This is a genomic window from Sodalis sp. C49, assembly GCF_046352915.1.
Lineage (GTDB): Bacteria > Pseudomonadota > Gammaproteobacteria > Enterobacterales > Enterobacteriaceae > Acerihabitans.
Window position 1 is genome coordinate 4,758,681 of the sequence record NZ_CP163303.1, and the last position, 25,243, is coordinate 4,783,923.

Sequence of the window (25,243 nt, forward strand, 5' to 3'; positions counted from 1 at the left end):
TGTCCTGTGTGGGATTGTTGCAGGCCGTGTTGTTAATGCCATCGTTTTTTCAGACAGGAAGAGTATTTTGACTAATGACACTCATGCTCATACTCTGCAGATAGAAGAGATATTAGAACTATTGCCGCACCGTTTCCCTTTTTTGCTGGTGGACCGGGTGCTGGATTTTGAAAAAGGGAAATTCCTGCGTGCGGTGAAAAATGTTTCTTTTAACGAGCCGTTTTTTCAGGGACATTTCCCCGGCAAACCCATCTTCCCCGGTGTGCTAATCCTGGAAGCGATGGCGCAGGCAACGGGTATCCTGGCTTTTAAGAGCGTCGGTAAGCTGGAGCCGGGTGAGCTATACTATTTTGCAGCGGTGGATCACGCGCGTTTTAAACGCCCGGTGCAACCAGGCGACCAAATGATCCTTGAAGTCGAATTCATTAAAGAGCGCCGCGGAGTTGCTCGTTTCCAGGGGGTTGCCAAGGTGGACGGCGAGATCGCTTGCGAAGCGTCAATGATGTGCGCCCGTCGTCGGGAGTCCTGAAAACGTGATTGATCAATCCGCCTTTATCCATCCCAGTGCCATAGTTGAAGACGGCGCCATCATTCATGCCGGTGTACAGATCGGGCCGTTTTGCTTTATCGGCCCGCAGGTCGAGATTGGCGCCCGCACGGTGCTGAAATCCCATATCGTCATCAACGGCATTACCAAGATCGGTGAAGATAACCTGATCTACCAGTTCGCCTCCATCGGCGAAGTGAACCAGGATCTAAAGTACGCCGGCGAACCCACCCGTGTTGAAATCGGCGATCGCAACAGCATCCGCGAAAGCGTGACCGTGCATCGCGGCACCGCCCAGGGCGGGGAAGTGACCCGCATCGGCAGCGATAATCTACTGATGATCAATACCCATATCGCTCACGATTGCGTTATCGGCGATCGCTGTATCCTGGCCAACAACGCCACCCTGGGCGGCCATGTCTCGGTGGGCGATTACGCCATTATCGGCGGCCTGACCGCTGTGCATCAGTTTTGCAGCATCGGCGCCCATGTCATGGTCGGCGGCTGCTCGGGCGTGGCCCAGGACGTGCCGCCGTTTGTCATCGCCCAGGGCAATCACGCCACGCCGTTCGGCATTAATATCGAAGGGCTTAAGCGCCGCGGTTTCGATAAGGAAGCCCAACACGCCATTCGCGCCGCGTATAAGCTTATCTATCGCAGCGGCAAGACCCTGGATGAAGTGAAACCCGAACTCGACGCCATGGCGGTCCAGCATCCGGTGATTTCCGCCTTTACCGATTTCCTGGCCCGTTCGCAACGGGGTATTATCCGCTGAACATGCAGGCTTCCGGGGTGGTAATCGGCTTGGTAGCCGGCGAAGCATCGGGGGATGTCCTTGGCGCCGGCTTGATCCGCGCGCTGCGCCGGCATCTGCCCGACGCCCGTTTTGTCGGCGTCGCCGGCCCGCGTATGCAGGCCGAAGGCTGCGAAGCGTGGTACGAGATGGAAGAGCTGGCGGTGATGGGCATCGTCGAGGTGATAGGGCGGCTGCCGCGGCTGCTGCACATCCGTCGCGACCTGACCCGGCGTTTCACCGCGCTGCGCCCGGCGGTGTTTGTCGGCATCGACGCGCCGGATTTTAATATTACCCTCGAAGGCCGGCTCAAGCGGCGCGGTATCCGCACCATTCATTACGTGAGTCCGTCGGTATGGGCCTGGCGCCAGAAGCGGGTATTTAAAATCGGCAGGGCCACCGACAACGTACTGGCATTCCTGCCGTTTGAGAAAGCCTTTTACGACCGGTATAACGTTCCCTGCCAGTTTATCGGCCACACCCTGGCCGACGCCATGCCCCTCGATCCGGATAAAGCGGCCGCCCGGCAACATTTGGGCATTGCCCAGGATGCCCGCTGCCTGGCCCTGCTGCCCGGCAGCCGCGGCGCGGAAGTCGAGATGCTCAGCGCCGATTTCCTCCATGCCGCCCAGTTGCTTAGCACCCAATATCCCGGACTCGATATCCTGGTGCCGCTGGTCAATGCCCGCCGCCGCGCGCAGTTCGACGCCATTAAAGCGCGGGTAGCGCCGGATCTTCAGGTGCACCTGCTCGACGGGCAGGCGCGCGAGGCGATGGTGGCCAGCGACGCGGCCCTGCTGGCCTCCGGCACCGCCGCCCTTGAATGCATGCTGGCCAAATGCCCCATGGTGGTGGGCTACCGCATGAAACCTTTCACCTACTGGCTGGCGCGGCGCCTGGTGAAGACGCCCTATGTCTCGCTGCCCAACCTGCTGGCCGGGCGCGAGCTGGTGCAGGAACTGCTGCAGGAAGACTGCGTGCCGGAAAAACTGGCCTCGGCGCTGGCGCCCTTGTTAAAAAAGAGTGTCGATAGCCAGGTGCTTAAAGAGACTTTTCGCGATTTGCACCAGCAAATTCGCTGTAACGCCGACGAGCAGGCCGCCCAGGCGGTGCTGCAACTCATCGCGCAGCCTGCGCGTTCACGGTAGCTATCATGATGGAATTGTTTGTTTATCCGCAGGCCGCCTGTATCGCAGGCGTTGACGAAGTCGGCCGCGGGCCGCTGGTCGGCGCGGTGGTGACCGCGGCGGTGATCCTCGATCCCCGGCGGCCGATAGCCGGCCTGGCGGATTCCAAAAAACTCAGCGCCAAACGCCGCGAATCGCTGTATGACGAAATCACCGATAAGGCCCTGGCCTGGTGCCTGGGACGCGCCGAAGCCGAGGAAATCGACCGGTTGAATATCTTCCATGCCACCTTGCTGGCGATGCAGCGCGCGGTCCAGGGGCTGCATATCCCGCCGGACTTTGTTTTAATAGACGGCAATCGCTGCCCGCTGTTGTCCATGCCGTCGCTGGCGGTGGTCAAAGGCGATAGCCGGGTGGCGGAAATCAGCGCGGCCTCCATCGTGGCAAAAGTGTCGCGGGACCGGGAGATGGCGGTGCTGGATCTGGAGTTTCCCGAATATGGTTTTGCGCAGCATAAAGGCTATCCGACGGCGTTCCATTTGGAAAAACTGGCGCTGCTGGGCGCCACGGTGCATCATCGCCGCAGCTTCGCGCCGGTAAAACGGGTACTGGGGCTGGTCTAAAAGGCCGGTATCCCGGTGGATTTCGGGTCTTCACCACAAAAAATCAACTTTTGGTAGCAGGATAATGGCCGAACCACGTTTTATTCACCTTCGCGTTCATAGCGACTACTCGATGATCGACGGGTTGGCTAAAATCGGCCCGCTGGTTAAAAAAACGGCGGCGCTGAATATGCCCGCCCTGGCCATTACCGATTTCATGAACCTGTGCGGCCTGGTGAAATTCTACGGCAGCGCGCACGGGGCCGGGATCAAGCCTATCGTCGGGGCGGATGTCCTGGTGCAGAGCGATATGCTCGGCGAGGAAATGGCGGAACTGACCATTCTGGCGGCCGATAACGTCGGTTATCAACACCTCACGCTGCTGATTTCCGAGGCCTACCAGCGCGGCTACGGCGCGGCGGGTCCGATAATCGATCGGGACTGGCTGATAAAGCATAACGAAGGGCTGCTGCTGCTCTCCGGCGGTCGCAAAGGCGACGTCGGCAAGTTCCTGATGCGCGGCAATATGCCGCAGGTTGACCAATGCCTGGCATTTTATCAACGGTATTTTCCCGATCGTTATTATCTCGAACTGACCCGTACCGGCCGCGCGGATGAAGAAAGCTACCTGCATGCCGCGGTCGCCATCGCCATCGAGCGCGGGCTGCCGGTGGTGGCCACCAACGATGTGCGTTTTATCGGCGAAGGCGATTTTGACGCCCACGAAATCCGCGTGGCGATCCATGACGGCTTTACCCTGGACGATCCGAAACGGCCGCGCAATTACAGCCCGCAGCAGTTTATGCGCAGCGAAGAACAAATGTGCGAGCTGTTCGCCGATTTGCCGGAAGCGCTGCAAAACAGCGTTGAGATTGCCAAGCGCTGCAACGTCACCATCCGGCTGGGGGAATATTTCCTGCCGCAGTTCCCCACCGGCGCCATGACCACCGAGGATTTCCTGGTGGCCCGCTCCCGCGAGGGGCTGGAGGAACGGCTGGCCTTCCTGTTCCCGGACGAGCAGGAACGCAGCGTCAAGCGTGCGCCTTATGACGAACGCCTGGAAATCGAGCTGAAGGTGATCAACCAGATGGGATTTCCCGGCTACTTTCTGATCGTGATGGAATTTATTCAGTGGTCGAAGGATAACGGCGTGCCGGTGGGGCCTGGGCGCGGGTCGGGCGCGGGTTCGCTGGTGGCCTACTCATTAAAAATCACCGATCTTGATCCGCTGGCGTTCGATCTGCTGTTTGAACGGTTCCTCAACCCGGAACGCGTCTCGATGCCCGACTTCGACGTGGATTTCTGCATGGAGAAGCGCGACCTGGTTATCGACCACGTGGCCGAGACCTACGGCCGCGAGGCGGTATCGCAGATCATCACCTTCGGTACCATGGCGGCGAAGGCGGTGATCCGTGACGTCGGCCGGGTACTGGGCCATCCTTATGGTTTTGTCGATCGCATCTCCAAGCTGGTGCCGCCCGACCCGGGCATGACGCTGGAAAAGGCCTTTGCCGCCGAGCCGCAGCTGCAGGCGATCTACGACGCCGATGAAGAAGTCCGGGCGCTTATCGACATGGCGCGCAAGCTCGAAGGCGTCACCCGCAACGCCGGCAAACATGCGGGCGGGGTGGTTATCGCCCCCACCCGGATAACCGACTTCGCCCCGCTCTATTGCGACGCCGAGGGTAATCACCCGGTCACGCAATTTGATAAAAACGATGTGGAATATACCGGGCTGGTGAAGTTCGACTTCCTGGGGCTGCGTACCCTGACCATCATCAACTGGGCGCTGGAGATGATTAACGCCCGCCGCGCCAGGCACGGCCTGGCGCCGGTGGATATCGCGGCGATCCCGCTCGAGGATAAAAAAAGCTTCGATATGCTGCAGCGTTCGGAAACCACCGCGGTATTCCAGCTAGAATCCCGCGGCATGAAGGATCTGATCAAGCGCCTGCAGCCCGACTGCTTCGAAGATATGATCGCCCTGGTGGCGCTGTTCCGTCCCGGTCCGCTGCAATCCGGCATGGTGGATAACTTTATCGACCGTAAACACGGGCGCGAGGCTATTTCATATCCGGATATCCAATGGCAGCATGAATCCCTGAGCACGGTACTGGAGCCGACCTACGGCATTATCCTCTACCAGGAACAGGTGATGCAGATAGCCCAGGTGCTTTCGGGCTATACCCTGGGCGGCGCGGATATGTTGCGCCGCGCCATGGGCAAAAAGAAACTTGAGGAGATGGAAAAGCAGCGTTCCATCTTCAAGGAAGGGGCGGAAAAAAACGGTATCGACGGCGAACTGTCGATGAAAATCTTCGATCTGGTGGAGAAATTCGCCGGTTACGGGTTTAATAAATCCCACTCCGCCGCGTATGCCCTGGTCTCGTATCAGACCCTGTGGCTGAAGGCGCACTATCCGGCCGAGTTCATGGCGGCGGTGATGACCGCCGATATGGACAATACCGAAAAAGTGGTCGGCCTGGTGGACGAGTGCTGGCGCATGGGCCTGAAGGTCTTGCCGCCGGATATCAACAGCGGGCAGTATCATTTCCATGTCAATGACGAAGGCGAAATCGTTTACGGCATCGGGGCTATCAAAGGCGTGGGCGAGGGCCCGATCGAAGCGATTATCGATGCCCGCAACCAGGACGGCCATTTTAAAGAGCTGTTTGATCTTTGCGCCCGCACCGATATCAAAAAGCTTAATCGCCGCATGCTGGAAAAACTGATTATGTCCGGGGCGTTCGACCGCCTTGGGCCGCACCGCGCCGCGTTAATGAATTCCCTTAACGATGCGCTTAAGGCGGCGGACCAGCACGCCAAGGCGGAAGCCATCGGCCAGGGCGATATGTTCGGCGTGCTGGCCGACGCGCCCGAGGCGGTGGAGGCATCCTATAGCACCGTGCCGCCCTGGCCGGAACATGTGGTGCTGGACGGCGAGCGCGAAACCCTGGGGCTGTACCTGACCGGCCATCCCATTACGCGTTATCTGCGCGAAATCGAGCGTTATGCCGGCGGCCTGCGCCTGAAGGACATGCATCCCACCGATCGCGGCAAGATGATTACCGCGGTGGGCCTGGTGCTTTCCGCCCGCATTATGGTGACCAAACGGGGTAACCGCATCGGGGTCTTGACCCTCGACGACAGGTCCGGTCGCCTCGACGTGATGTTGTTCACGGATGCGTTGGAAAAATACCAGCATTTGCTGGAAAAAGACCGTATCCTGATCGCATCTGGACAGGTCAGCTTTGATGACTTCAACGGGGGTCTTAAAATGACCGCCCGTGAACTGATGGATATCAGCGAAGCACGTGAAAAATATGCCCGGGGTCTTGCTATCTCGCTGACTGACAGGCAAATTGATGACCAGCTTTTAAACCGTCTCCGCCAATCGTTGGAACCACACCGATCCGGGACGATTCCAGTGCATCTTTATTATCAACGCGAAGATGCTCGCGCCAGGTTGCGATTTGGCGCGACATGGCGTGTCACGCCGACCGACCGGTTGCTGAATGATTTGCGTACCCTGGTAGGCAACGAACAGGTAGAACTGGAATTTGACTAATATAGGAATACTATGAGTCTGAATTTTCTTGATTTTGAACAGCCGATTGCAGAGCTGGAAGCGAAAATTGACTCGCTGACCGCAGTCAGCCGTCAAGACGAAAAATTAGATATTAATCTGGATGAAGAGGTGCAGCGGCTGCGTGAAAAAAGCGTAGAGCTGACCCGTAAAATTTTCTCCGATCTGGGGGCCTGGCAAATTGCCCAGCTGGCCCGTCATCCCCGCAGGCCTTATACGCTGGATTACGTCCAGCATATTTTCACCGACTTCGATGAGCTGGCGGGCGATCGCGCCTATGCCGACGATAAAGCGATTGTCGGCGGCATGGCCCGCCTCGACGGCCGGCCGGTGATGATCATCGGCCATCAAAAGGGCCGGGAAACCAAAGAAAAAATCCGCCGCAACTTCGGCATGCCCGCGCCGGAAGGCTATCGCAAGGCCCTGCGGCTGATGGAAATGGCCGATCGTTTTAACCTGCCGCTGCTGACCTTTATCGATACCCCAGGCGCCTATCCGGGCGTCGGCGCCGAGGAGCGTGGCCAGTCCGAGGCCATTGCCCACAACCTGCGCGAAATGCCGGGGCTGCGGGTACCGGTGGTCTGCACCGTTATCGGCGAGGGCGGCTCCGGCGGCGCACTCGCCATCGGCGTGGGCGATAAGGTCAATATGCTGCAGTACAGCACCTACTCGGTGATTTCACCGGAAGGCTGCGCGTCCATCCTGTGGAAAAGCGCCGACAAGGCGCCGATTGCCGCCGAGGCGATGGGCATCGTCGCGCCGCGTCTGAAGGAACTGGAGCTTATCGACAGCATAGTTCCCGAGCCGCTGGGCGGCGCGCATCGCGATGTGCTGGCTATTGCGGCGTCATTAAAAGCGCAGTTGCTCTCCGACCTGGACGAGCTGGACAGAATGAGCGAAGAAGAGCTGCTGAACCGCCGTTATCAGCGGCTGATGAATTACGGCTACTGCTGATACCCACCCGGCCGCGCCGGCATGCGCTGCCGGCACCGCGCGGTCGATCACGGCCAAACACCCCGCCAGCGTGCGCTCGCGGGGTGTTTTTTCATGGGCCGCGCGCAACCGCCGGCGTTTGCGGCCATGGCCGTGACGAAGTCATCTATGCTTATTGGGCGGCGTAGTATTGCCAGGGAAGTTTTCAAGGGAACTTTTTAAGCGACATCTTCAGGTAAAATAGACCCAGGCTAAAAGGACCGGCTGAATGAACATCATTGCAATACTAAGTCCGGAGCGGGTATTTTATAAAAATGAACCCATCCGTGAGCTGGACGAGGCGTTGAAAACGCAGGGTTTTCAATTAGTCTATCCCACCTCGAGCGGCGATCTGGTCAAGCTTATCGAGCAGAATCCGCGCATCTGCGGCGTGATTTTCGACTGGGATCAGTACAGTATGGATCTCTGCATCGAGATCAATGAACTGAACGAATACCTGCCGCTCTACGCGTTTATCAACACCCATTCGTCACTGGACGTCAGCCTGAACGAAATGCGTATGGTGCTGTACTTTTTTGAGTACGGCCTGGGCGTGGCCGACGATATCAGCGTGCGCATCCGTCAGTATACCGACGAATATATCGACGCCATTATTCCCCCCTTTACCAAGGCGCTGTTCAACTACGTGAAGGAGGGTAAATATACTTTTTGCACCCCCGGACACATGGCCGGCACCGCCTATCAAAAAAGCCCGGTGGGCAGCCTGTTTTATGATTTTTTCGGCGCCAACACCCTGAAGGCGGATGTCTCGATCTCGGTAACCGAACTGGGATCGCTGCTCGATCACTCCGGCCCGCACCTGGAGGCGGAAGAGTTTATCGCCCGCATCTTCGGCGCGGAGCAAAGCTATATGGTGACCAACGGTACATCCACCGCCAATAAAATGGTGGGGATGTATGCCGCGCCGTCGGGCAGCACGGTGCTTATCGATCGCAACTGCCACAAGTCGCTGACGCATTTGCTGATGATGAGCGACATTGTGCCGATCTACCTGTGTCCTATCCGCAATGCCTACGGGATCCTGGGCGGCATTCCCAAACGTGAGTTCAGCCGGGAAAGCATTGCGCTGAAAGTAGCGCAAACCCCCCACGCCTCCTGGCCCGTGCATGCGGTGATCACCAATTCAACCTATGACGGCTTGCTGTATAATACACAGTATATTAAAGAAACCCTGGAGGTGGCCTCGATCCATTTTGACTCCGCCTGGGTGCCTTATACCAATTTCCATCCGATTTACCGCGGCAAAAGCGGCATGAGCGGCGACCGTATTCCCGGCAAGGTGATTTTTGAAACCCAGTCCACTCATAAACTGCTGGCGGCGTTTTCCCAGGCCTCGTTGATTCATATTAAAGGTGATTATGACGAACGCACCTTTAACGAAGCCTATATGATGCATACCACGACGTCGCCGAATTACGGCATCGTGGCGTCGATTGAGACCGCGGCGGCCATGGTGCGCGGCAAGCCCGGGCGGCGGCTGATCCTGCGCTCCATCGAGCGGGCGCTGCATTTTCGCAAAGAGGTGCAGCGTCTGCGTGAGGAGTCCGAGGGCTGGTTTTTCGATATCTGGCAACCGGAGATTATCGAGGAGGCGGTGTGCTGGCCCATCGAGCCGGGCGCGCCCTGGCACGGTTTTAACCATGCCGACGCCGACCATATGTATCTCGACCCGATCAAGGTCACCATCCTGACGCCAGGCATGGATGAGTTCGGCAACATGGCCGAGGAAGGCATACCGGCGGCGCTGGTGGCCAAATTCCTCGACGAGCGCGGCGTGGTGGTGGAAAAAACCGGCCCCTACAACCTGCTGTTCCTGTTCAGCATCGGCATTGATAAAACCAAGGCCATGAGCCTGCTGCGCGGGCTGACGGAATTTAAACGGTCCTATGATCTGAATTTGCGGGTGAGGAATATGCTGCCGGATCTGTTCGCCGAGGATCCCGATTTCTATCGCAATATGCGTATCCAGGATCTGGCCCAGGGCATTCACCGCTTGATCCGGCAACACCGGCTGCCGCATCTGATGTTAAGCGCCTTCGACGTGCTGCCCGAGATGAAAATGACGCCCCATGCCGCTTTCCAGCAACAGGTGCGGGGCAATGTGGAGACGGTGGAGTTGCCTGACCTGCTGGGACGTATTTCCGCCAATATGCTGTTGCCGTATCCGCCGGGAGTGCCGGTGGTGATGCCGGGTGAAATGATCACCGAGCAAAGCCGCGGCGTGCTGGATTTCCTGATTATGCTGTGCACCATCGGGATACATTATCCGGGATTTGAAACCGATATCCACGGCGCCCAGTTGACCGAGGACGGCCGTTACCTCGTACGGGTGCTGAAAACCGATAGCCCGGCCTGAAGCCGCGGTGATACGCATGCGGCACCCGGGCCGGCCGGCGGCGAACCGGTGCGCTCATTCCCCGGGCCGGCAAAGGCGGCGGCCGTGTCAGCCCATCTTCAGGCAAAGCGGCCGGCGGCCTGATGCCATGGACCCTGATCAAAGCGTTCAATGGCGCACGTAATTTCCGCAATATATACACTGAATCTCTCCATCATGTCGTCGAAATCATCGTGCTGCCTTACGGTTAATCTGGCCAAGATCAGATTATCGGCGGCGCAGAAGCTGATATCGCTTTTGCCATTTAGCGATAACAGCTCTAGTAATTGCGTCTGCTGCGCCGGCACGGGAAAACAAGGACAAAGCAAGATGATATCCTTCTCTGTTTCATCAAAATAAATAATCACATCTTCATTAATATATAATGTGTTTTCTTCATGGGGGATAATATTATAACGGTCGTATAAACCCTGCAAAAAGGTTTCCATACTCTCTCCTATACGTATTTAGAAAAGCCTTCTGCCTGGTCGGCTATTTTTTTATCGCCAATGCTGCGGCGCAATGTTAATTTGCCGAATAAAAAATTAAGAATTTTATTGTTCTTCATACATTTGTTGCCGGGAACGCCGGTGTTATGCTGCTGGATTTGCAAATTTCCGCTGTTGAGCATCACTTTCTGCATCAGCTCTTTGTTCTCTGCATCAGGCAATACACTGTGTGCATCGGTTTTATGCAGGTATTGACTTACGGCCTGATGCTTAATGACCGCATCCATTATACCGGTGCGGTCTTTTCCGCTCTTGCAGTTCCAGCAGGGGGTAATGCCTATTTCATGGGATAATAACGCCACCCGCACGGCCGCCTTGTATGGCTCGCCTTTATCGGCACGGTACGTCTTCTTGGCCCAAATCTGTTTCAGTTCGCTGGCAAGCGAAGAAACCCTGTCGGCGTTATCCGGTCGGTTAGCGAGATATTGCCCCACCCAGCCTCCGTGCGCCGAGCCGGGGGAAAGATCCTTGCCGAGCAGCTTGACCAGGGCGGAGCGATTATAGGCGTCGGCTGTGCGATGTCCCAGATGCAGCCGTTTCAACGCCAGCTCATTGACCCCGAAATTAAAGGCGGCGATGTCAAGGCGCAGGGTGACCCGCACCATTTCGCCTTTCTCGTTCCTGATAGGTATTTCTACCGGGCCGGCGCCCAGTTTCTCCCAGGCTTCCATCTGATCCCTGAATTGTGATTCCTCCGTTGACGGCCCGATATCCACCGGTGTCAGCAGGCTCGTCGACGTAAGCGGCAATACTACCGTCTGGCCCGCCAACGCCGCGGCCAGCTTTTCCGGATGCAGGAACAACGCGGCGGCGGCCACTTCCCTGGCCCGATTCAACGTGCCTTGTTGACGTTCCGCGCTGCCCGCTTTCAGGCCGAAGGGACTCAGTACGCCGTGGCGGATGCCGGAAAACAGCGGATCCCGGTTATCGTCTCCCGCGTAAAACGTCGAGATCCACATATTCATCGCATGAGTGGTTTCCTCATTGGATTTACTGCTGATCCCTTTGTTAGCGTAGCTCGCGGCAAAAATATCCTGATCACCCAGTTTTATTTGCCCCGCGGGTATTAATGTACTGTTAAAGTGAGTACCGCGAAAACGAAAACTGTCTTCAACGGTATTCCAATCCAGATTGTTCAATACATCTTTACTGGACGTATTAAAAAGCGCTTTGGCCTCGCTGCGGGCTTTGCGGGAACTGCATCCGCTGTGTTTCTTTATAAAATTGGCTAACAATTTTATAATCCCTTTTTCCAGCGCCAGTACGGCCTTGTAATCCTTATTTTCCCTGGGCGTATCATCATCGTCTTTTTCATTATCCAGCATGACGGCAAAATAATTTACGCCTTCGTCGTCGCCCAATTTCTCCGCGGCGCCGAGCCCTGCCGCCAGCGCCAGCCTGCGCCGCGCCGCAATCGGGGAGCGTGGGAAACCGGCGGCTGAAGGCCTGCCCATGATATTGACCGGATGACTGATACGCGGCGCTTTCAAATGCGCAAATGTTCCGGTAACCGCCTCGCAAGGGCTAATACCCGCCACTTGACCGGTAGCGAACCGGCTGGGGTCGGCTGGACGATTAATAAGGATGTGGGAGGAACTGCTCATGGCGTTACCTGTTGCTATGCATCAATTTAATGGAAGGTGTATATAATTTAATCAGATGCTAAATCAATGAAATGGATAATTCCAGGCATTACTCCGGGCGTGAGCGTTTTATGCATCTTGCCGCGCGCATGACAGGCGGGCGAGGGCGGAGAGAGTGTGGTAAATTGCCTTTGAACGCCGGGCGGCAAACCCGGGCAACGCGCATTAACGGAATAAAAAGGACTATGCCGATGCTAAAACTACAGCAGGTGCACCATATCGCCATCATCGCGTCGGATTACCCGCGCAGTAAGCAATTTTATTGCGACATCCTGGGGTTCACGTTGTTAAGCGAGGTATATCGCGCCGAACGCGATTCCTGGAAAGGCGATTTGGCGCTCAATGGCGACTATATTATCGAGCTGTTCAGTTTTCCCAACGCGCCGGCCAGGGTCAGCCGCCCGGAGGCCCGCGGTTTGCGCCACATGGCGTTCAGCGTGGCGGACATTGCCGCGGCCGTCAGCGCGCTTCATATCGACGGCGTCGACTGCGAGCCGATCCGCATCGATCCCCTGACCGGCAGGCGCTTTACCTTTTTCATCGATCCCGACGATCTGCCCCTGGAGCTCTATGAAGCCTGATGACGGTGAGGCGCTCTGCCGCCATATCGCCGCCAGGCTTGAGCGGCGCAGAACGGTGCTGGTGGCCCTGAGCGGCGGACTGGACTCCACGGTGCTGTTGGATGCGCTGGCATGCCTGCGCGGGCGGCAACTGCCCGATCTCGCCCCGCGCGCGGTCTATGTTCATCATGGCTTGAGCGCCCATGCCGATGATTGGGCGCAGCATTGCCAGGCGCTGTGCCGCCATCTGGCGATTCCGTTCCAGCAGGTCAGGGTGAGCGTGGATCCCGCCGACGGCGGTATTGAAGCGGCGGCGCGCTCCGCGCGTTACCAGGCGCTGGCCCAGGCGCTGCTGCCTGGAGAGACATTGCTGACCGCGCAGCATCAGGACGACCAAAGCGAAACGCTGCTGCTGGCGCTAAAACGCGGCAGCGGACCGGCCGGATTGTCGGCCATGGCCGCCGCGTCGCCTTTCCACGGGCACGAGCTGCTGCGTCCTTTACTCGATATCAGCCGGGCGCAGCTGCGCGACTATGCCGAAAGCCGGCGCTTACGCTGGATTGAGGATGAGAGTAACCAGGATCAACGCTTCGATCGTAATTTTCTGCGCCTGCGCATTCTCCCCCTGCTTAAGGAGCGCTGGCCCCATTTCAGCCGGGCGGCGGCGCGCAGCGCCACGCTTTGCGCCGAACAGGAAACCCTGCTCGACGAGCTGCTCGCCGAGACGCTGCAACAATTAACCCGCGATGACGGCTCACTCGAACTGGCGCCGATGATGGGCATGAGCGCTATCCGGCGCGCGGCCGTATTGCGCCGCTGGCTGGCGTCGTTTGGCATGGCCATGCCCGCGCAGGAACAACTGGCCAGGATCTGGCAGGAGGTTGCGTTAAGCCGCCAGGACGCCGAGCCCATGATGCGGCTGGGTGACCGGCAGATCAGGCGCTTTCGCCAACGCTTGTTTATCCTGCCGCTGTGGCCCCCGCTCAGGGGGCGGGTGCTATTATGGGAGGACACCGGACAACCGCTGCCGCTGCCGGAGGATCTCGGTCTGCTGCGCCTGGGTTCCAGCGGCGGGGCGGTGCGCCGGCCGCGGATGGACGAGCGGGTAAGCGTGCGGTTTTCGGCGACCGGTACCCTGCATATCCTGGGCCGGCGCCATGGACGATCGGTAAAAAAATTATGGCAGGAGCTGGGTATCGCGCCCTGGCAGCGCGAGCGCACACCTCTGGTGTATTACAATGAGCAGCTGATAACCGCACCCGGCATCTTTATTACTCGCGAAGGACAGGCCGGGGAGGAGGAAACAGGCCTGAATGTGGAATGGATACGGTAGAGTGACGCTAACGGGTAGCAATCCTACTGCCCGTCAGGAAGGAAGGGGCGAGGGGGTTATTCGCTAACCACGACTGTACCGAGTTCAGGATGGGTGAAACTGGCAATATGGTCCAGCCGTATTTCATGGCTGCCGCCAGCGTCATCGATAACCAGATACTCGACATGTTTTCTTGAGATCATATCGCGCGCCGTGCCGGCAACGGTATCTCCATTCTTAAGCGTCAGAGTGAGGACCCAGTGGCGCTGACAGGCGAGCTCAAGATTATCGTAATCATCACAATTAATGGGTTGATATTCTTCATTCGTTGACATAATAGCTCACCTACTTGTTACGGCGGTAAATACCGCCTGTTCCCTGAGGGAGGATGAAGTGCGATTTTCATCCGCCGCTCATCCCGCCTACATCTTTCAACAGTATTTCCTTATCAGACTATAGCACAGAGCGCCCCTATCCCTGGAATAAATGGTTTAGGAATTAATAGAGCCGACACTATGCATTTACCGCTTTTCTGGCGGCCGACGGGCGATGTCAGGTACACTGCCGGGCAAAGCATATCTTACGGAATCACCATGGCGTTAAAAGCGACTGTACATAAAGCGGCGGTCAACATCGCCGATATGGACCGGAATTATTTTTCCGATGTTAATCTGGTACTGGCCCAGCATCCCTCGGAAACACCGCAGCGCATGATGCTGCGGCTGCTGGCATGGATTTATCATGCCGACGATCGCCTGGAGTTTACCCGCGGCCTCAGCGCCGAAGATGAGCCTGCATTATGGCTGCGCAACGATCACGGTGAACCGGAGTGGTGGATTGAGCTGGGGCTGCCGGAGGAAAAACGGCTGCGTAAAGCCTGCCACCTGGCGCGCAATGTGGTGCTCTATGCCTATAACGAGCGCGCGGCGCGGATTTGGTGGCGACAGGTCGAGCCAATGTTATCCCAGCACGACAATCTGAGCGTTTATTTTGTCGACGATGCGCAAATGGCGCAGCTGGCCGCGCTGGCGGCGCGTAATATGTCTTTGCAGGCAACACTGCAGGACGGATTGATGTGGCTGTCGGATCAGCAAACTCAGCTGGAAATTACCCTGGCGACCTGGAAAAACGCGGCTGGCTAAGGACTTTGGCTGCGCCGATAAGCCCGGGCCGCGCAGCGGCGTCGACGATGCATCCCCAGAAGAAGTTGCGCGGTTCATGGCGAATGGCCCGCGTAATAAACGCTATTTAATATCCCCCCGGCACCGGCGCAGCGTAATGATTAAATATTGATTAACCTGATCCGCGGTTGACGCTTAGCCGCCGCAAAAGATACTGTTCGCCATTGATTATAGCCTCTCCCAATCATCAACCTGATCACCGTGAATAAAAAAGGATATAATATCTATGCTAATAGCGAATGCAACTCAACCTTTTTCTATTATTTCTTTCTTTAATAATAAAACGAAAATAAATAATTCGCCGCCAGTCACCTGGGGAGCGCATAGGCTAACCAACGTTTCAAATAGAGAACAACATGGGGAGGGCGTCACAATACGTCAGTTTAAGAATGATGAAAATAAATTTCATGGCAATAAAGATATATTAAAGGCTTCGCACCCAGTAATCAATGACACGTTGCTGTACTATTTGCGCTATGGCAGTGAGGCTATCTCCGGCAATAAATGGCTGCAGGAATTACCGCCTGAGGAACAACGAGAGGCGAGAGGAGTACTTTGCGCAGTCAGAGATGCCGCTGAACGCGTTCATCCGTTATCCCGGCAAAAGATTCGATTTACCGCGGCGCTGCTTGAGGCGTTCGCCTCGATCAGACTGCCCGGTTTCTCTCTTATGCCATCAAAAATATATTCAGGATGGGACGATAGCGCGGCTATCGTCCCGCTAAAGGCGCAGCCAGCCCGGGATGGATCGCCATACCCCGCCATTATTACCCGCTCCGTGGTTCCCGCGGAAAGAATATCGCAAGGCAAAATAAAAAAAAAGCAGAGCAGATAAGCGATAAAATCTTACGTGGCAGAAGGCAAATAACTGATGAAGCTCAATCACCCGCTTGTGCAAGCCAGGAAGAGCACATGGCGTATTGGCGGACGTTGCGTGAAAAAATAAATACATATTCTCAGATGAACGCGGCCATGGATAAACCGACAGCAGATGGACATTATCCTTCTCCACCCGATTTGGCGCCTGTTAACCCGAATCCCAACCGAAATAACATGTCCCGACACCACATGATGCTGGAACGTAATCAATGGCTGCATACATTCGGTGTTTCCCAAGAGTTTCCGGCGGCACGTGATAACGTGACCCTGAATTTTGTTGATATGATGTTAAGTGACCTGGTACAGAGAAAATACGGCCTGTCCCTGACGGCGCATCAACTTTCCAGAAAAACCTCCCTGCTTATTCTTTTTATGAAACACGACCGCAAAGGCATGCAGCCGACAACGCATATAAAAGAAGGGATCTATAGCGTCCGGCAGCTGTTGCTAAAGGAATTCTCTAACGCCATATTAAATATAGGTAATCATGCAAAAGAAGATAATGATTATATCATTATTAAAACTACCATTTTGGGATCTGATAAGGAAAATTTTCTTTCCTATCTGGAATTTATTATTAATGGTGACGCCATCACCCTGACGGCTGAGCTAGAACGATTGCTTGAATACTTTGGTGCTAGTACGGATATCAGCGCCGCTTATATTACTATGGCTAAAAACCGGATGGTCGCGGCGTTGTTCCCATTTATGGCCAGCGACGCGGATCGTGATTTACGAAATATGATTGATCGCTGGATGGATGGACTGATAGGCGAGCGGCTGATCAGTGTGGCTACCCCTGAAGGCCGGTTCACTGTTCCGGGCATTGTCGCTATCGCCGAGCCAACAGGCGGGTTATTTATCTCCCTGGCAACGGGCAGAATTTATCTTTGGACTCCTGACGACGCATCCACCGCATTAAAGCACTTTATCGCCGGGCACCTCTCGATTCAACATAAAGCATGGCTAGAATCAACCAGTCTGACACCAAGGTTGAATAAGCCTGCCTGTATTTTAGAATCCACTATCGTGTTGATCAATCAGGTCAATATTTGGGAACGTTTAAGACATCTGGATATGGAAAAACTGGACGAGCATATTGGTTATAATGCTCTGGTTTCAACCAATCCAAACGACGCCGGCCCTGATGACGTGACACAACAGCGTTTACTGGCTGCAAGCAATGCCATTTCTCTGCTGGCGCTGTTTTTCAGCGGCGGTTCACCTGCGGGCTGTGCCGCCATGATACTGGGCGATATGCTGGCGGGTGCCGGTAGTGTTCTGCAACTGCAAAGCGCCGCCCGCGAACAGGACGCGCAAAGGCGCCAGAAGGGCTGGGAATCAGCCTTGTTAAGTATAGTGATTACCGGCATAACCGGCGCGGCGGATATCTATGGCGTGATAAAATCCTATGGTAGCCAGGGATACGCATTACTGCACGAGCAGGCGGGCAGGATCGGTGAATTGTTAAAGTCCGCCACCACCGCCACACAGGTGGCCGAGACTTTTACCAAAGGGGAAACACGCGATCGTATGGTCATGTTGGTTAAAGCGCTGGTAAATGAGGAAAAAGGTCGCTTAAATATCCTGGGAAATAACAACATTAAGGCGATGCTGCAAGTGTTTCAGCTATGTCGCCGGATAGATGATGAAACCTATCAATTTGCCAATGAACTTTATTTTTGGGATGAAAGTTCTAGTCCAAAAATAATTTTACGCGAAAGGGAGTCATTGCGTTTCATTCCCCCTGGCTATAAAGTTGCGGTAGTGGATAATTTAACCAATAAATTGACGCTATTATTGCTTAGTCTAGGTAACGACAGATTTGCCGGCTTTGGACTGCAAAAATTGGATCACTCTCTTTCCGCCTCGCAGTGGCAAGAAGTTGGCGGCGACGCCTTCATAATGAATAACCAGCAACTGATATTAAAGAATGGCAGGTCCGCCACCTTGTATGTTGAGGATTATAATGTGGTATCAACATCGACGTTAGACAAGGAAATTTTCAGTTATGATGATAATTTAGCCTTAAGGTTTCGTCGTTATTGCAATCGATTCAAATTTGAAGGGAATTTAAAACAAGCATTAAAAGGAGTGGAACGCTTTGCCATTAATCATGGATTTTATAATGTCCGTTATCGCGCACTATTTATTTTCGACCCAATTATAAATAGTGAAGTTATTCGCCATTACTTGTTGGCCGCTAAATATAAAAATATAGATTATCTACTTGAGCCTAATGCTGAAAATTTACGGTCTATAAAACTGCCTGACATCGAAGATGTGGCGATTTTAACTGAGGATAAATGGACCCTGAGCTTTAAAAATTCCGGTTCCGCCGCTTTGATCACTTATAAAGACTTCGCTACGGAACAACTGGCTCAAGATTATCAGGAAAGTTTTATGATTAGCCGCGACAATGAACAATTATTATTGTCGCCGCCGGGTTTCAGTGAATTGCTGCAGCCGGCTACGCCGATAACGTTTTCAACTTTTTTATCGCATTATGATGGCGTGGAACAACAGTTATTGCTGCAAAAAAAAATACGTAAATCCATTATCAAAGATCAAACGTCCAAAAACAGTTATGAATTTATTATATCGGTTATGCAAAAAGCCGGACAGCTCACGCTTAATCAGAAGGATAATTTATTGGCAGCATATAAAAAAAACTCCCCAGAAGCGATGCTTGAGATTATACCACATCCCTTTCAGATCAGGACTTATAGCGACATGCTGCGTATTGAACCGGGAAAACTGGTTCGTTTTACTAATCTTCAAGACAGTTCAATCTCACATCTGATGCTCAGCGTGGGTAACGGCAGGTTTACCGGGATGAATAATAGCCTGCTGGATGCGGAACTCAGTGATGAAAAATGCATTTTGATTACTGAGCAATTGGGACATTTCAAGGACGATGTGTTAGTTACTTATAACCAATGTAAAAGCTTTATGGTTGAAAAAGGGGATTTTCCGCACTCAAGCCCGACAAGCAAAAGTATCATGGATATTGCCAAAGAACTTAGCGCTAAAAGTTCCAACGAAAAAACCAGCATCCGTTTTGCACTGGAAATTTTAATTGCCGCTAAACATCTCGTACCTCAGCAAGCCGATGCGCTGGAACGTTTGGCAAGGCTAATGATCGGAAAAATGGATGGTAATAGGATATCAATAATAAAGCTCAATAAATTTATGGTTATAGATAAGTATATTGACAATAACGCTCAGCTTGCCAATGTGGCTGCCGGAAAGTTGTTGGTTTTTTATACCGATGATAAAGATTTTCATATGATGGTCAGCTTGGGGGACGATCGTTTTGCGGGACTTAACAATGATTATATCAATAATATGCTGAGGAGTGATCAGAGGATAGTTTCTTCGCAAGAGATAGGGGATATCACTAACGGCAGAAGGATCAATGATCAAAAATCCTTTAAGGTTGTGGTCGGAGAGGGTAATTTAGAAAAAAACCGGATTTCAGCATTATTAGGGCCTGATGGTCGTATTGACTACGTTCGCAACGGGCTAAATAGCCTGCAAATGGAAATAAAGGCCCATGGCGCCCTGGCTTCCATCAATCATTACGACGCCGTTGAACTATCAAATATTATTCTTGGGTTACATCGCTCGCTGCACCCGGATCAGCCTATTAGCCATATCGAGCTGATCTCGTGCTTTGGCGCGTTAGGGGGACGGCGCTCTTCCGCGCAGATTATGGCCGACAGGCTGGGTGCCACGGTAGAAAGTTATCGCGGGGTGATTACCGACAGTAAATCGCGTAATCGGGGGACGGGAGTTATGTTTAAGCCGCAGCGTGGCTGCGGTATTGAACGGCGGCGGGATAACGAGCGCTGGCACCGGCGTATCCATGATTTCATCGAGGACGCTCTTAGCCTCATTGGAAATTTGCCATTCCAGCGCCACAGCAGGGCGGTTAGTGAAAACATTCCCTTCGGCATGGTGGTAATTGATGTGCTGCATTTTCTCAGGAAAGAAATCGGCGCGCAAACGCTGATGGCTTATTATCCCGGCCTGATGACGGCGGAATCCCTTTATCAGGCCAGCTTGCTGGCAAACCCCACCGGGGATGAGGAAACGCTTATCGCCGCCATGCTGACCATTTTTTATGGCAGCCGGACTATGAGCAACGCCCTGGATGCCTATATTTTGTCGCGGGAATATAAGGAGATGCCGGCGGGGACTCTCGTCGTGGACGGACAAGATTTACGCCATCCGCTGCATTGGCGGGATGTCCTGCCGTCGCTGGACACCTTCCGGCAGCTCCCCTCGATCGTTGTTTCCAGGAATCTGCTGAGCAAGAGCAATATTTATATCTCTTTAACGGACGATAAAGATCATTTGAGAGAATATCTCATCCGCCTGGGTAGTGAATGCCATCGCAAGACATTATGGCCACTTTTACTGGCTAATTTTTTCAAGGAAAAATCTGCTTTCTTTCCCATTATGGCGGGCGTCAGAGATCAGGATATTTTAAGCATGGGATTTGATTTCTCGCATTTTCATTTTTATCTTAATTCCTGGTTAAGGTCTGATTTCAGCCTGCAAATCGATATGACCACCGACGAACCCAGGCTTGATCCCATTCAGCCCGCGCACTATGTTCATTTTAGCGAAACAGGCGGAAGGCGTACCGATACGCGCGATGATATCGGATTAGGGCATTCCCTGTTGGTGGAACAAGTAGGGCGGCTCGCTTTGCAAATGAATGAGACGTTAATCGTTGACCGCCCCGGCGGGCCCGATGATGGTGCAAATAACGGTTCGACAATGTCCCCTTTGCCGTCAACGCCAAGGGTGGTCATCACACTGCTGGAAAACAGGGAAAGGCTGGTGATGTTGCAAAGGAATATTCCAAGCGAAATATTTTCCGACCAGGGAGAGATCGCTTTTTTTATTGCCACCGAAGTTAATAAATATACCGAAACCATTAAGCTTGGCGCCAAGGATCATCTGGATATTAGACCGGTAAAATCGAACAGCCGCAACTTTATCTATGGTGACCCGGGCATCCTGCAAAAAAGCTGGATATTGATCAATCTCATTCACAATGATTAACAGATGGCGGGTTTAATCCGGCGATCGGAAAAAACGGCCGGCATATTGCCGGCCGGATAGTGGGCGGATTACCGGCTTAACGGCCGGCGTTGCTGATTTCAGCCACCAGATAGTCGACGATAGCGCTGATTTTCATCATCTGCTTTTCGCCAATCCGGCGGTGTTTATATTCAATCTCTTCGCTGTCGAGATTGCGGTCGCCGATAACAATGGTGTGCGGTATGCCAATCAGCTCCATATCGGCGAACATGACGCCCGGGCGCTCCTTGCGATCGTCGAGCAATACGTCGATGCCTTTGGCGCGCAACGCGTTATAGATGCCTTCCGCCGCATCCTTGACCCGGAAGGATTTATGCATGTTCATCGGCAGGATGGCGACCTGGAACGGAGCAATGGCTTCTGGCCAGAGGATGCCGCGCTCATCGTGGTTTTGCTCAATCGCCGCCGCGACCACCCGGGAAATGCCGATACCGTAGCAGCCCATGGTCAAGGTTTGGTTACGGCCGTCCTCGCCCTGAACGGTGGCATTCATCGCCTGGGAATATTTGGCGCCCAGTTGAAAAATATGGCCGACTTCAATGCCGCGCTTAATCTGCAGCGTGCCCTTGCCGTCCGGGCTGACATCGCCTTCCACGACTTTGCGCAGATCGGCGGTTTCCGCCAGCGGCAGATCCCGTTCCCAGTTAATGCCGAAATAATGCTTGCCGTCGGTATTGGCGCCGGCGCTGAAATCGCTCATCGCCGCCACGCTGCGGTCAATCACCAGCGGAATCGGCAGGTTGACCGGCCCGAGGGAACCGGGGCCGGCGCCGACGGCCGCGCGAATTTCTTCTTCGCTGGCGAACTCAAGGGGGCTTGCCACCTGCGGCAGTTTTTCCGCCTTGATTTCATTAAGCTGATGATCGCCGCGTACCAGCAGCGCGACCAGCGCGTGGCCCGCCTCGTTATCGCCGTGGACGATCAGCGTCTTGACGGTTTTGCTCACCGGCAGGTTGAATTGTTCCACCAGTTCATTAATGGTCTTGGCGTTGGGCGTGTCCACCAGGCGCAGCTCTTCAGCCGGCTGCGCGCGCGGATGGGACGGGGCAACCGCTTCGGCCAGTTCGATATTGGCGGCGTAGTCCGAACCGCTGGCGAAAACAATATCGTCCTCGCCGCTGTCGGCCAGCACCTGGAACTCATGGGAGGCGTTGCCGCCGATGGAACCGGTATCCGCCTGTACGGCGCGGAAGTTCAGGCCGATACGATTGAAAATGGCGCTGTAGGCCTGGTACATGGCGTCGTAAGTCGCCTGCAGGGATTCCTGGCTGGTATGGAACGAGTAGGCGTCCTTCATCAAAAATTCGCGCGCGCGCATCACGCCAAAACGCGGGCGTACTTCGTCGCGGAATTTGGTCTGGATCTGGAAAAAATTCAGCGGCAGCTGTTTGTACGAACTGATTTCATTGCGCACCAGATCGGTAATCACTTCCTCATGGGTGGGGCCGAGCACGAACGGACGATCCCCGCGATCGACAAAACGCAGCAATTCCGGCCCGTACTGTTCCCAGCGTCCGCTCTCCTGCCATAGATCCGCCGGTTGCACCACCGGCATGGAAACCTCAATGGCGCCGGCGTTGTTCATCTCTTCACGCACGATGGCTTCGACTTTTCGCAGTACCCGCAGGCCGGTGGGCAGCCAGGTATACAGACCGGATGCCAGCTTGCGGATCATCCCGGCGCGCAGCATCAGCTGATGGCTGATAACCTCGGCGTCGGCGGGGGTCTCCTTAAGGGTGGAGAGCAGATATTGAGTAGTACGCATGATAGTTGGGTTCCACAAGAACGGCTTAATGCCACAGGCTGCTTATCGGCAGCAAAGTATCAAAAGTGAATCAGTTTACCAGTGCAGGCGGGCGGCCAAAAGAGAGCAAATGGAAAAATCGCAAAAACCTGTCCGCGGCCGGTATGCGTTCGCCGGCGACGGCCGCTGATTACCGGCTCTCGCCTGCCGCGGCGCCGGGATAATCCTCGATCGACAGCACTTCGGTCACCTCGCCCAAGACACGCCAGCTGACATTAAAGGTCAGCAACAGCGCCGCGTAGGTGCGCTCGCCGTCGCGATCCCGGCGATAGGCTGGGCGCGGATCCTGCGCCAGCACATCGGTGAGGAACCGGCGCAAGTGGGGATAACGGCCCGCCAGCGCGGCCAGACGATGCTCCGCCGCTGTGGTAAAGGTTACCGCCATCGAAGCCGCGGGAGGATGCAGGGCGAAACCGGCCCGCGCCCCGGGGATGCTTTCGGCATAGGGCAGATAGGGTTTGATGTCCACCACCGGCGTGCCGTCCACCAAATCCAGGCTGCCCAGTTCCAGTATCACTTCCGCGCCCTGAAGGCGGATACCGCGCAGCGCCACCAGGGACATACCTATGGGGTTGGGGCGAAACGTTGAACGAGTGGCAAACACGCCGATACGGCTATTGCCGCCCAAGCGCGGGGGGCGCACCGTAGGATGCCAGCCCTGTTCCATCGTTTGGTGAAAGATAAACAGCAGCCAGATATGGCTGAACGCCTCCAGCCCGCGCACGGCGTCCGGCTGGTTATAGGGCGCCAGCAGCCGCAGTTCGCCGGTACCGTCCGGCACCAGTCCCGGCTGGCGGGGAACGGCAAATTTTTCTTTATAGGGCGAATGGATTACGCCGATTTGCCGCAGGGCGTATGCGCTCATTGCGAAACTTTCAACGCCGTGCCCTGGCAAACGGCCTGCTGATAGCATCCCGCCACCGCCCGCACCGTTTCACACTGGTGCAGCAATACCGCGTTGCCCTTCATATACGCCGCGCGCATCTGCATTTCCTTGCGCGCCGCGGGCAGGCTTGGCGGTGGATCCTGCAAGCTCACCTGGCAGGTGGAGCCATACACTTCGCCCAGATCGCGGAACGGTTTACCGACCAGCTCTTCGGCGGATTTATACAGTTTGGCCGGCTGCGGGCGCGCGGGGGCCTTGTGGGCGGGCGGCGCGCTCTTGAACGGAGAGACGGGTGCGGCCTGGGTCGTCGTGGACGACGGGGGCGTATGGACCCATGCACACCCCGTCAACGAGAGCACCAAAATACATCCAGGTAAAGCACGCATACATTTTCCTCTGATTATTTTTATTTCAACGGCGCTATTGAATCAATCTACGGCATAAATAACAAGACGGGCCGTAGCCCGTCTGGTCAAAAACGCACGTTATTAATGTATAAAGATTACCAGCCCTTAACGGCGCCGCCATTGAAGACTTTATTGGCGGCATCGTTAACTTCATCGGATTCATATGCCTGCACGAATTTTTTTACATTTTCGGCATTTTTATTATCTTCGCGGGCCACGATCAGATTGACGTAGGGAGATTCCTTATCTTCCACGAACAGGCCGTCTTTCGCCGGGGTCAAGCCAATCTGGCTGGCATAGGTGGTGTTGATAATCGCCAGGGCAATTTGCTGATCGTCCAGGGAGCGCGGCAATTGCGGCGCTTCCAGTTCAACCAGTTTCAGGTTTTTCGGGTTGCCGACCACATCCAGCGCGGTTGGCTGCAGGCCGACGCCGTCCTTAAGGGTAATCAGGCCCACTTTCTGCAGCAGCAGCAAGGAACGGCCCAGATTGGTCGGGTCATTGGGCAGGGCTACCTGTGAGCCTGGCTTCAGTTCATCCAGGGATTTGATTTGTTTTGAATAACCGGCAATCGGGTACACAAAGGTATTGCCCACGGGCGTTAGCTTATAACCGCGATCCTTGATTTGCTGATCAAGATAAGGTTTGTGCTGGAAGGCATTGGCGTCGATATCGCCTTTGCTCAGCGCTTCGTTAGGCAGCACGTAATCGTTGAAGGTGACCAGCTCGACATCCAGACCATATTTTTCCTTCGCCACTTTTTGCGCCACTTCGGCAACCTGCTGTTCCGCGCCGACAATCACGCCGACCTTGATATGGTTTGGATCTTTTTCTTCCTGCCCGCAGCCTGCCAATGCCAGGGAACCGATCAACGCGCTGACGGTAGCCAGAGTTTTTATTTTAGAAAACATATCCCTTTCCTCTT

Annotated in this window: 19 protein-coding genes and 1 pseudogene; 12 read left to right on the forward strand and 8 right to left on the reverse strand. The window is 54.9% G+C overall.

Annotated features, from left to right (window positions below; all coding sequences use genetic code 11):
* Positions 1–67: 67 nt before the first annotated feature.
* From fabZ to ABUK12_RS21535, 7 genes are all read left to right on the forward strand, one after another.
* Positions 68–529 carry a 3-hydroxyacyl-ACP dehydratase FabZ gene (fabZ, locus tag ABUK12_RS21505; RefSeq protein ID WP_331119968.1) on the forward strand — a complete coding sequence of 154 codons (462 nt, stop codon included), beginning with the start codon at positions 68–70 and terminating at the stop codon, positions 527–529.
* Between the two features lie 4 nt (positions 530–533).
* Complete coding sequence (lpxA, locus tag ABUK12_RS21510; protein WP_410013725.1) at positions 534–1,322, forward strand: acyl-ACP--UDP-N-acetylglucosamine O-acyltransferase; 789 nt, start codon at positions 534–536, stop codon at positions 1,320–1,322.
* Positions 1,323–1,339: 17 nt separating this feature from the next.
* Positions 1,340–2,488 carry a lipid-A-disaccharide synthase gene (gene lpxB, locus ABUK12_RS21515; protein WP_410013726.1) on the forward strand — a complete coding sequence of 383 codons (1,149 nt, stop codon included), beginning with the start codon at positions 1,340–1,342 and terminating at the stop codon, positions 2,486–2,488.
* 5 nt (positions 2,489–2,493) lie between these two features.
* Positions 2,494–3,090: a ribonuclease HII gene (rnhB, locus tag ABUK12_RS21520; RefSeq protein ID WP_410013727.1), complete on the forward strand. Its 597-nt coding sequence runs from the start codon at positions 2,494–2,496 to the stop codon at positions 3,088–3,090.
* A 64-nt stretch (positions 3,091–3,154) separates the two neighbouring features.
* Entirely contained in the window at positions 3,155–6,637 is a 3,483-nt protein-coding gene (gene dnaE, locus ABUK12_RS21525; RefSeq protein ID WP_410013728.1) for a DNA polymerase III subunit alpha, read from the forward strand.
* A 12-nt stretch (positions 6,638–6,649) separates the two neighbouring features.
* The gene (gene accA, locus ABUK12_RS21530) at positions 6,650–7,609 is read left to right on the forward strand and encodes an acetyl-CoA carboxylase carboxyl transferase subunit alpha (RefSeq protein WP_410013729.1); all 960 of its coding nucleotides are present in this window, start codon (positions 6,650–6,652) and stop codon (positions 7,607–7,609) included.
* A gap of 247 nt (positions 7,610–7,856) precedes the next feature.
* On the forward strand, positions 7,857–10,004 hold the full coding sequence (locus tag ABUK12_RS21535) for a lysine decarboxylase LdcC (RefSeq protein WP_410013730.1): 2,148 nt from the start codon (positions 7,857–7,859) through the stop codon (positions 10,002–10,004).
* 98 nt (positions 10,005–10,102) lie between these two features.
* Here the strand turns inward: ABUK12_RS21535 and ABUK12_RS21540 are convergent, their stop codons facing one another.
* Together ABUK12_RS21540 and ABUK12_RS21545 are read right to left on the reverse strand one after the other, a co-directional pair.
* Positions 10,103–10,471, reverse strand: coding sequence for a hypothetical protein (locus ABUK12_RS21540; protein WP_410013731.1), 369 nt, complete (start codon positions 10,469–10,471; stop codon positions 10,103–10,105).
* 8 nt (positions 10,472–10,479) lie between these two features.
* On the reverse strand, positions 10,480–12,021 hold the full coding sequence (locus ABUK12_RS21545) for an inositol phosphate phosphatase SopB (protein ID WP_410013732.1): 1,542 nt from the start codon (positions 12,019–12,021) through the stop codon (positions 10,480–10,482).
* A 344-nt stretch (positions 12,022–12,365) separates the two neighbouring features.
* Between ABUK12_RS21545 and ABUK12_RS21550 the strand changes: the two genes are divergently transcribed.
* The gene (locus ABUK12_RS21550) at positions 12,366–12,755 is read left to right on the forward strand and encodes a VOC family protein (RefSeq protein WP_410013733.1); all 390 of its coding nucleotides are present in this window, start codon (positions 12,366–12,368) and stop codon (positions 12,753–12,755) included.
* Positions 12,745–14,067, forward strand: coding sequence for a tRNA lysidine(34) synthetase TilS (gene tilS / locus ABUK12_RS21555; protein WP_410013734.1), 1,323 nt, complete (start codon positions 12,745–12,747; stop codon positions 14,065–14,067). The genes ABUK12_RS21550 and tilS overlap by 11 nt, the downstream gene beginning before the upstream one ends.
* 56 nt (positions 14,068–14,123) lie before the next feature.
* On the opposite strand, the gene rof is transcribed toward tilS, so the two are convergent.
* Positions 14,124–14,381, reverse strand: a complete 258-nt coding sequence (gene rof / locus ABUK12_RS21560) for a Rho-binding antiterminator (protein WP_410013735.1) — start codon at positions 14,379–14,381, stop codon at positions 14,124–14,126.
* A 258-nt stretch (positions 14,382–14,639) separates the two neighbouring features.
* Here rof and ABUK12_RS21565 point away from each other — a divergent pair, with 258 nt between their 5' ends.
* The 3 genes and pseudogenes from ABUK12_RS21565 to ABUK12_RS21575 all read left to right on the forward strand — a co-directional run.
* The gene (locus ABUK12_RS21565) at positions 14,640–15,188 is read left to right on the forward strand and encodes a YaeQ family protein (RefSeq protein WP_410013736.1); all 549 of its coding nucleotides are present in this window, start codon (positions 14,640–14,642) and stop codon (positions 15,186–15,188) included.
* Positions 15,189–15,453: 265 nt separating this feature from the next.
* Positions 15,454–16,062, forward strand: coding sequence for a hypothetical protein (locus ABUK12_RS21570; protein ID WP_410013737.1), 609 nt, complete (start codon positions 15,454–15,456; stop codon positions 16,060–16,062).
* Between the two features lie 1,949 nt (positions 16,063–18,011).
* Positions 18,012–18,521, forward strand: a pseudogene (locus ABUK12_RS21575) (hypothetical protein); the annotation flags it as partial.
* 2,212 nt (positions 18,522–20,733) lie between these two features.
* On the opposite strand, the gene ABUK12_RS21580 reads toward ABUK12_RS21575, so the two are convergent.
* The 5 genes from ABUK12_RS21580 to ABUK12_RS21600 form a co-directional block, all read right to left on the reverse strand.
* On the reverse strand, positions 20,734–20,919 hold the full coding sequence (locus ABUK12_RS21580; protein ID WP_410016738.1) for a transposase: 186 nt from the start codon (positions 20,917–20,919) through the stop codon (positions 20,734–20,736).
* Positions 20,920–21,258: 339 nt separating this feature from the next.
* On the reverse strand, positions 21,259–22,986 hold the full coding sequence (gene proS / locus ABUK12_RS21585; RefSeq protein ID WP_410013738.1) for a proline--tRNA ligase: 1,728 nt from the start codon (positions 22,984–22,986) through the stop codon (positions 21,259–21,261).
* A gap of 169 nt (positions 22,987–23,155) precedes the next feature.
* Positions 23,156–23,890: a tRNA (N6-threonylcarbamoyladenosine(37)-N6)-methyltransferase TrmO gene (gene tsaA / locus ABUK12_RS21590; RefSeq protein ID WP_410013739.1), complete on the reverse strand. Its 735-nt coding sequence runs from the start codon at positions 23,888–23,890 to the stop codon at positions 23,156–23,158.
* Complete coding sequence (gene rcsF, locus ABUK12_RS21595; protein ID WP_410013740.1) at positions 23,887–24,297, reverse strand: Rcs stress response system protein RcsF; 411 nt, start codon at positions 24,295–24,297, stop codon at positions 23,887–23,889. Before rcsF ends, tsaA begins: the two co-directional genes overlap by 4 nt.
* A gap of 116 nt (positions 24,298–24,413) precedes the next feature.
* A complete protein-coding gene (locus tag ABUK12_RS21600; RefSeq protein WP_410013741.1) occupies positions 24,414–25,229 on the reverse strand; it encodes a MetQ/NlpA family lipoprotein in 816 nt (271 codons plus the stop codon).
* Positions 25,230–25,243: the final 14 nt, after the last annotated feature.

Excerpts from the sequence above, each read along its gene's own strand:
- rnhB (WP_410013727.1), top strand. The coding sequence starts at position 2,494 with ATGATGGAATTGTTTGTTTATCCGCAGGCCGCCTGTATCGCAGGCGTT.
- dnaE (WP_410013728.1), top strand. The coding sequence starts at position 3,155 with ATGGCCGAACCACGTTTTATTCACCTTCGCGTTCATAGCGACTACTCG.
- accA (WP_410013729.1), top strand. The coding sequence starts at position 6,650 with ATGAGTCTGAATTTTCTTGATTTTGAACAGCCGATTGCAGAGCTGGAA.
- ABUK12_RS21535 (WP_410013730.1), top strand. The coding sequence starts at position 7,857 with ATGAACATCATTGCAATACTAAGTCCGGAGCGGGTATTTTATAAAAAT.
- ABUK12_RS21540 (WP_410013731.1), bottom strand. The coding sequence starts at position 10,471 with ATGGAAACCTTTTTGCAGGGTTTATACGACCGTTATAATATTATCCCC.
- ABUK12_RS21550 (WP_410013733.1), top strand. The coding sequence starts at position 12,366 with ATGCTAAAACTACAGCAGGTGCACCATATCGCCATCATCGCGTCGGAT.
- tilS (WP_410013734.1), top strand. The coding sequence starts at position 12,745 with ATGAAGCCTGATGACGGTGAGGCGCTCTGCCGCCATATCGCCGCCAGG.
- rof (WP_410013735.1), bottom strand. The coding sequence starts at position 14,381 with ATGTCAACGAATGAAGAATATCAACCCATTAATTGTGATGATTACGAT.
- ABUK12_RS21565 (WP_410013736.1), top strand. The coding sequence starts at position 14,640 with ATGGCGTTAAAAGCGACTGTACATAAAGCGGCGGTCAACATCGCCGAT.
- ABUK12_RS21570 (WP_410013737.1), top strand. The coding sequence starts at position 15,454 with ATGCTAATAGCGAATGCAACTCAACCTTTTTCTATTATTTCTTTCTTT.
- proS (WP_410013738.1), bottom strand. The coding sequence starts at position 22,986 with ATGCGTACTACTCAATATCTGCTCTCCACCCTTAAGGAGACCCCCGCC.
- tsaA (WP_410013739.1), bottom strand. The coding sequence starts at position 23,890 with ATGAGCGCATACGCCCTGCGGCAAATCGGCGTAATCCATTCGCCCTAT.
- rcsF (WP_410013740.1), bottom strand. The coding sequence starts at position 24,297 with ATGCGTGCTTTACCTGGATGTATTTTGGTGCTCTCGTTGACGGGGTGT.
- ABUK12_RS21600 (WP_410013741.1), bottom strand. The coding sequence starts at position 25,229 with ATGTTTTCTAAAATAAAAACTCTGGCTACCGTCAGCGCGTTGATCGGT.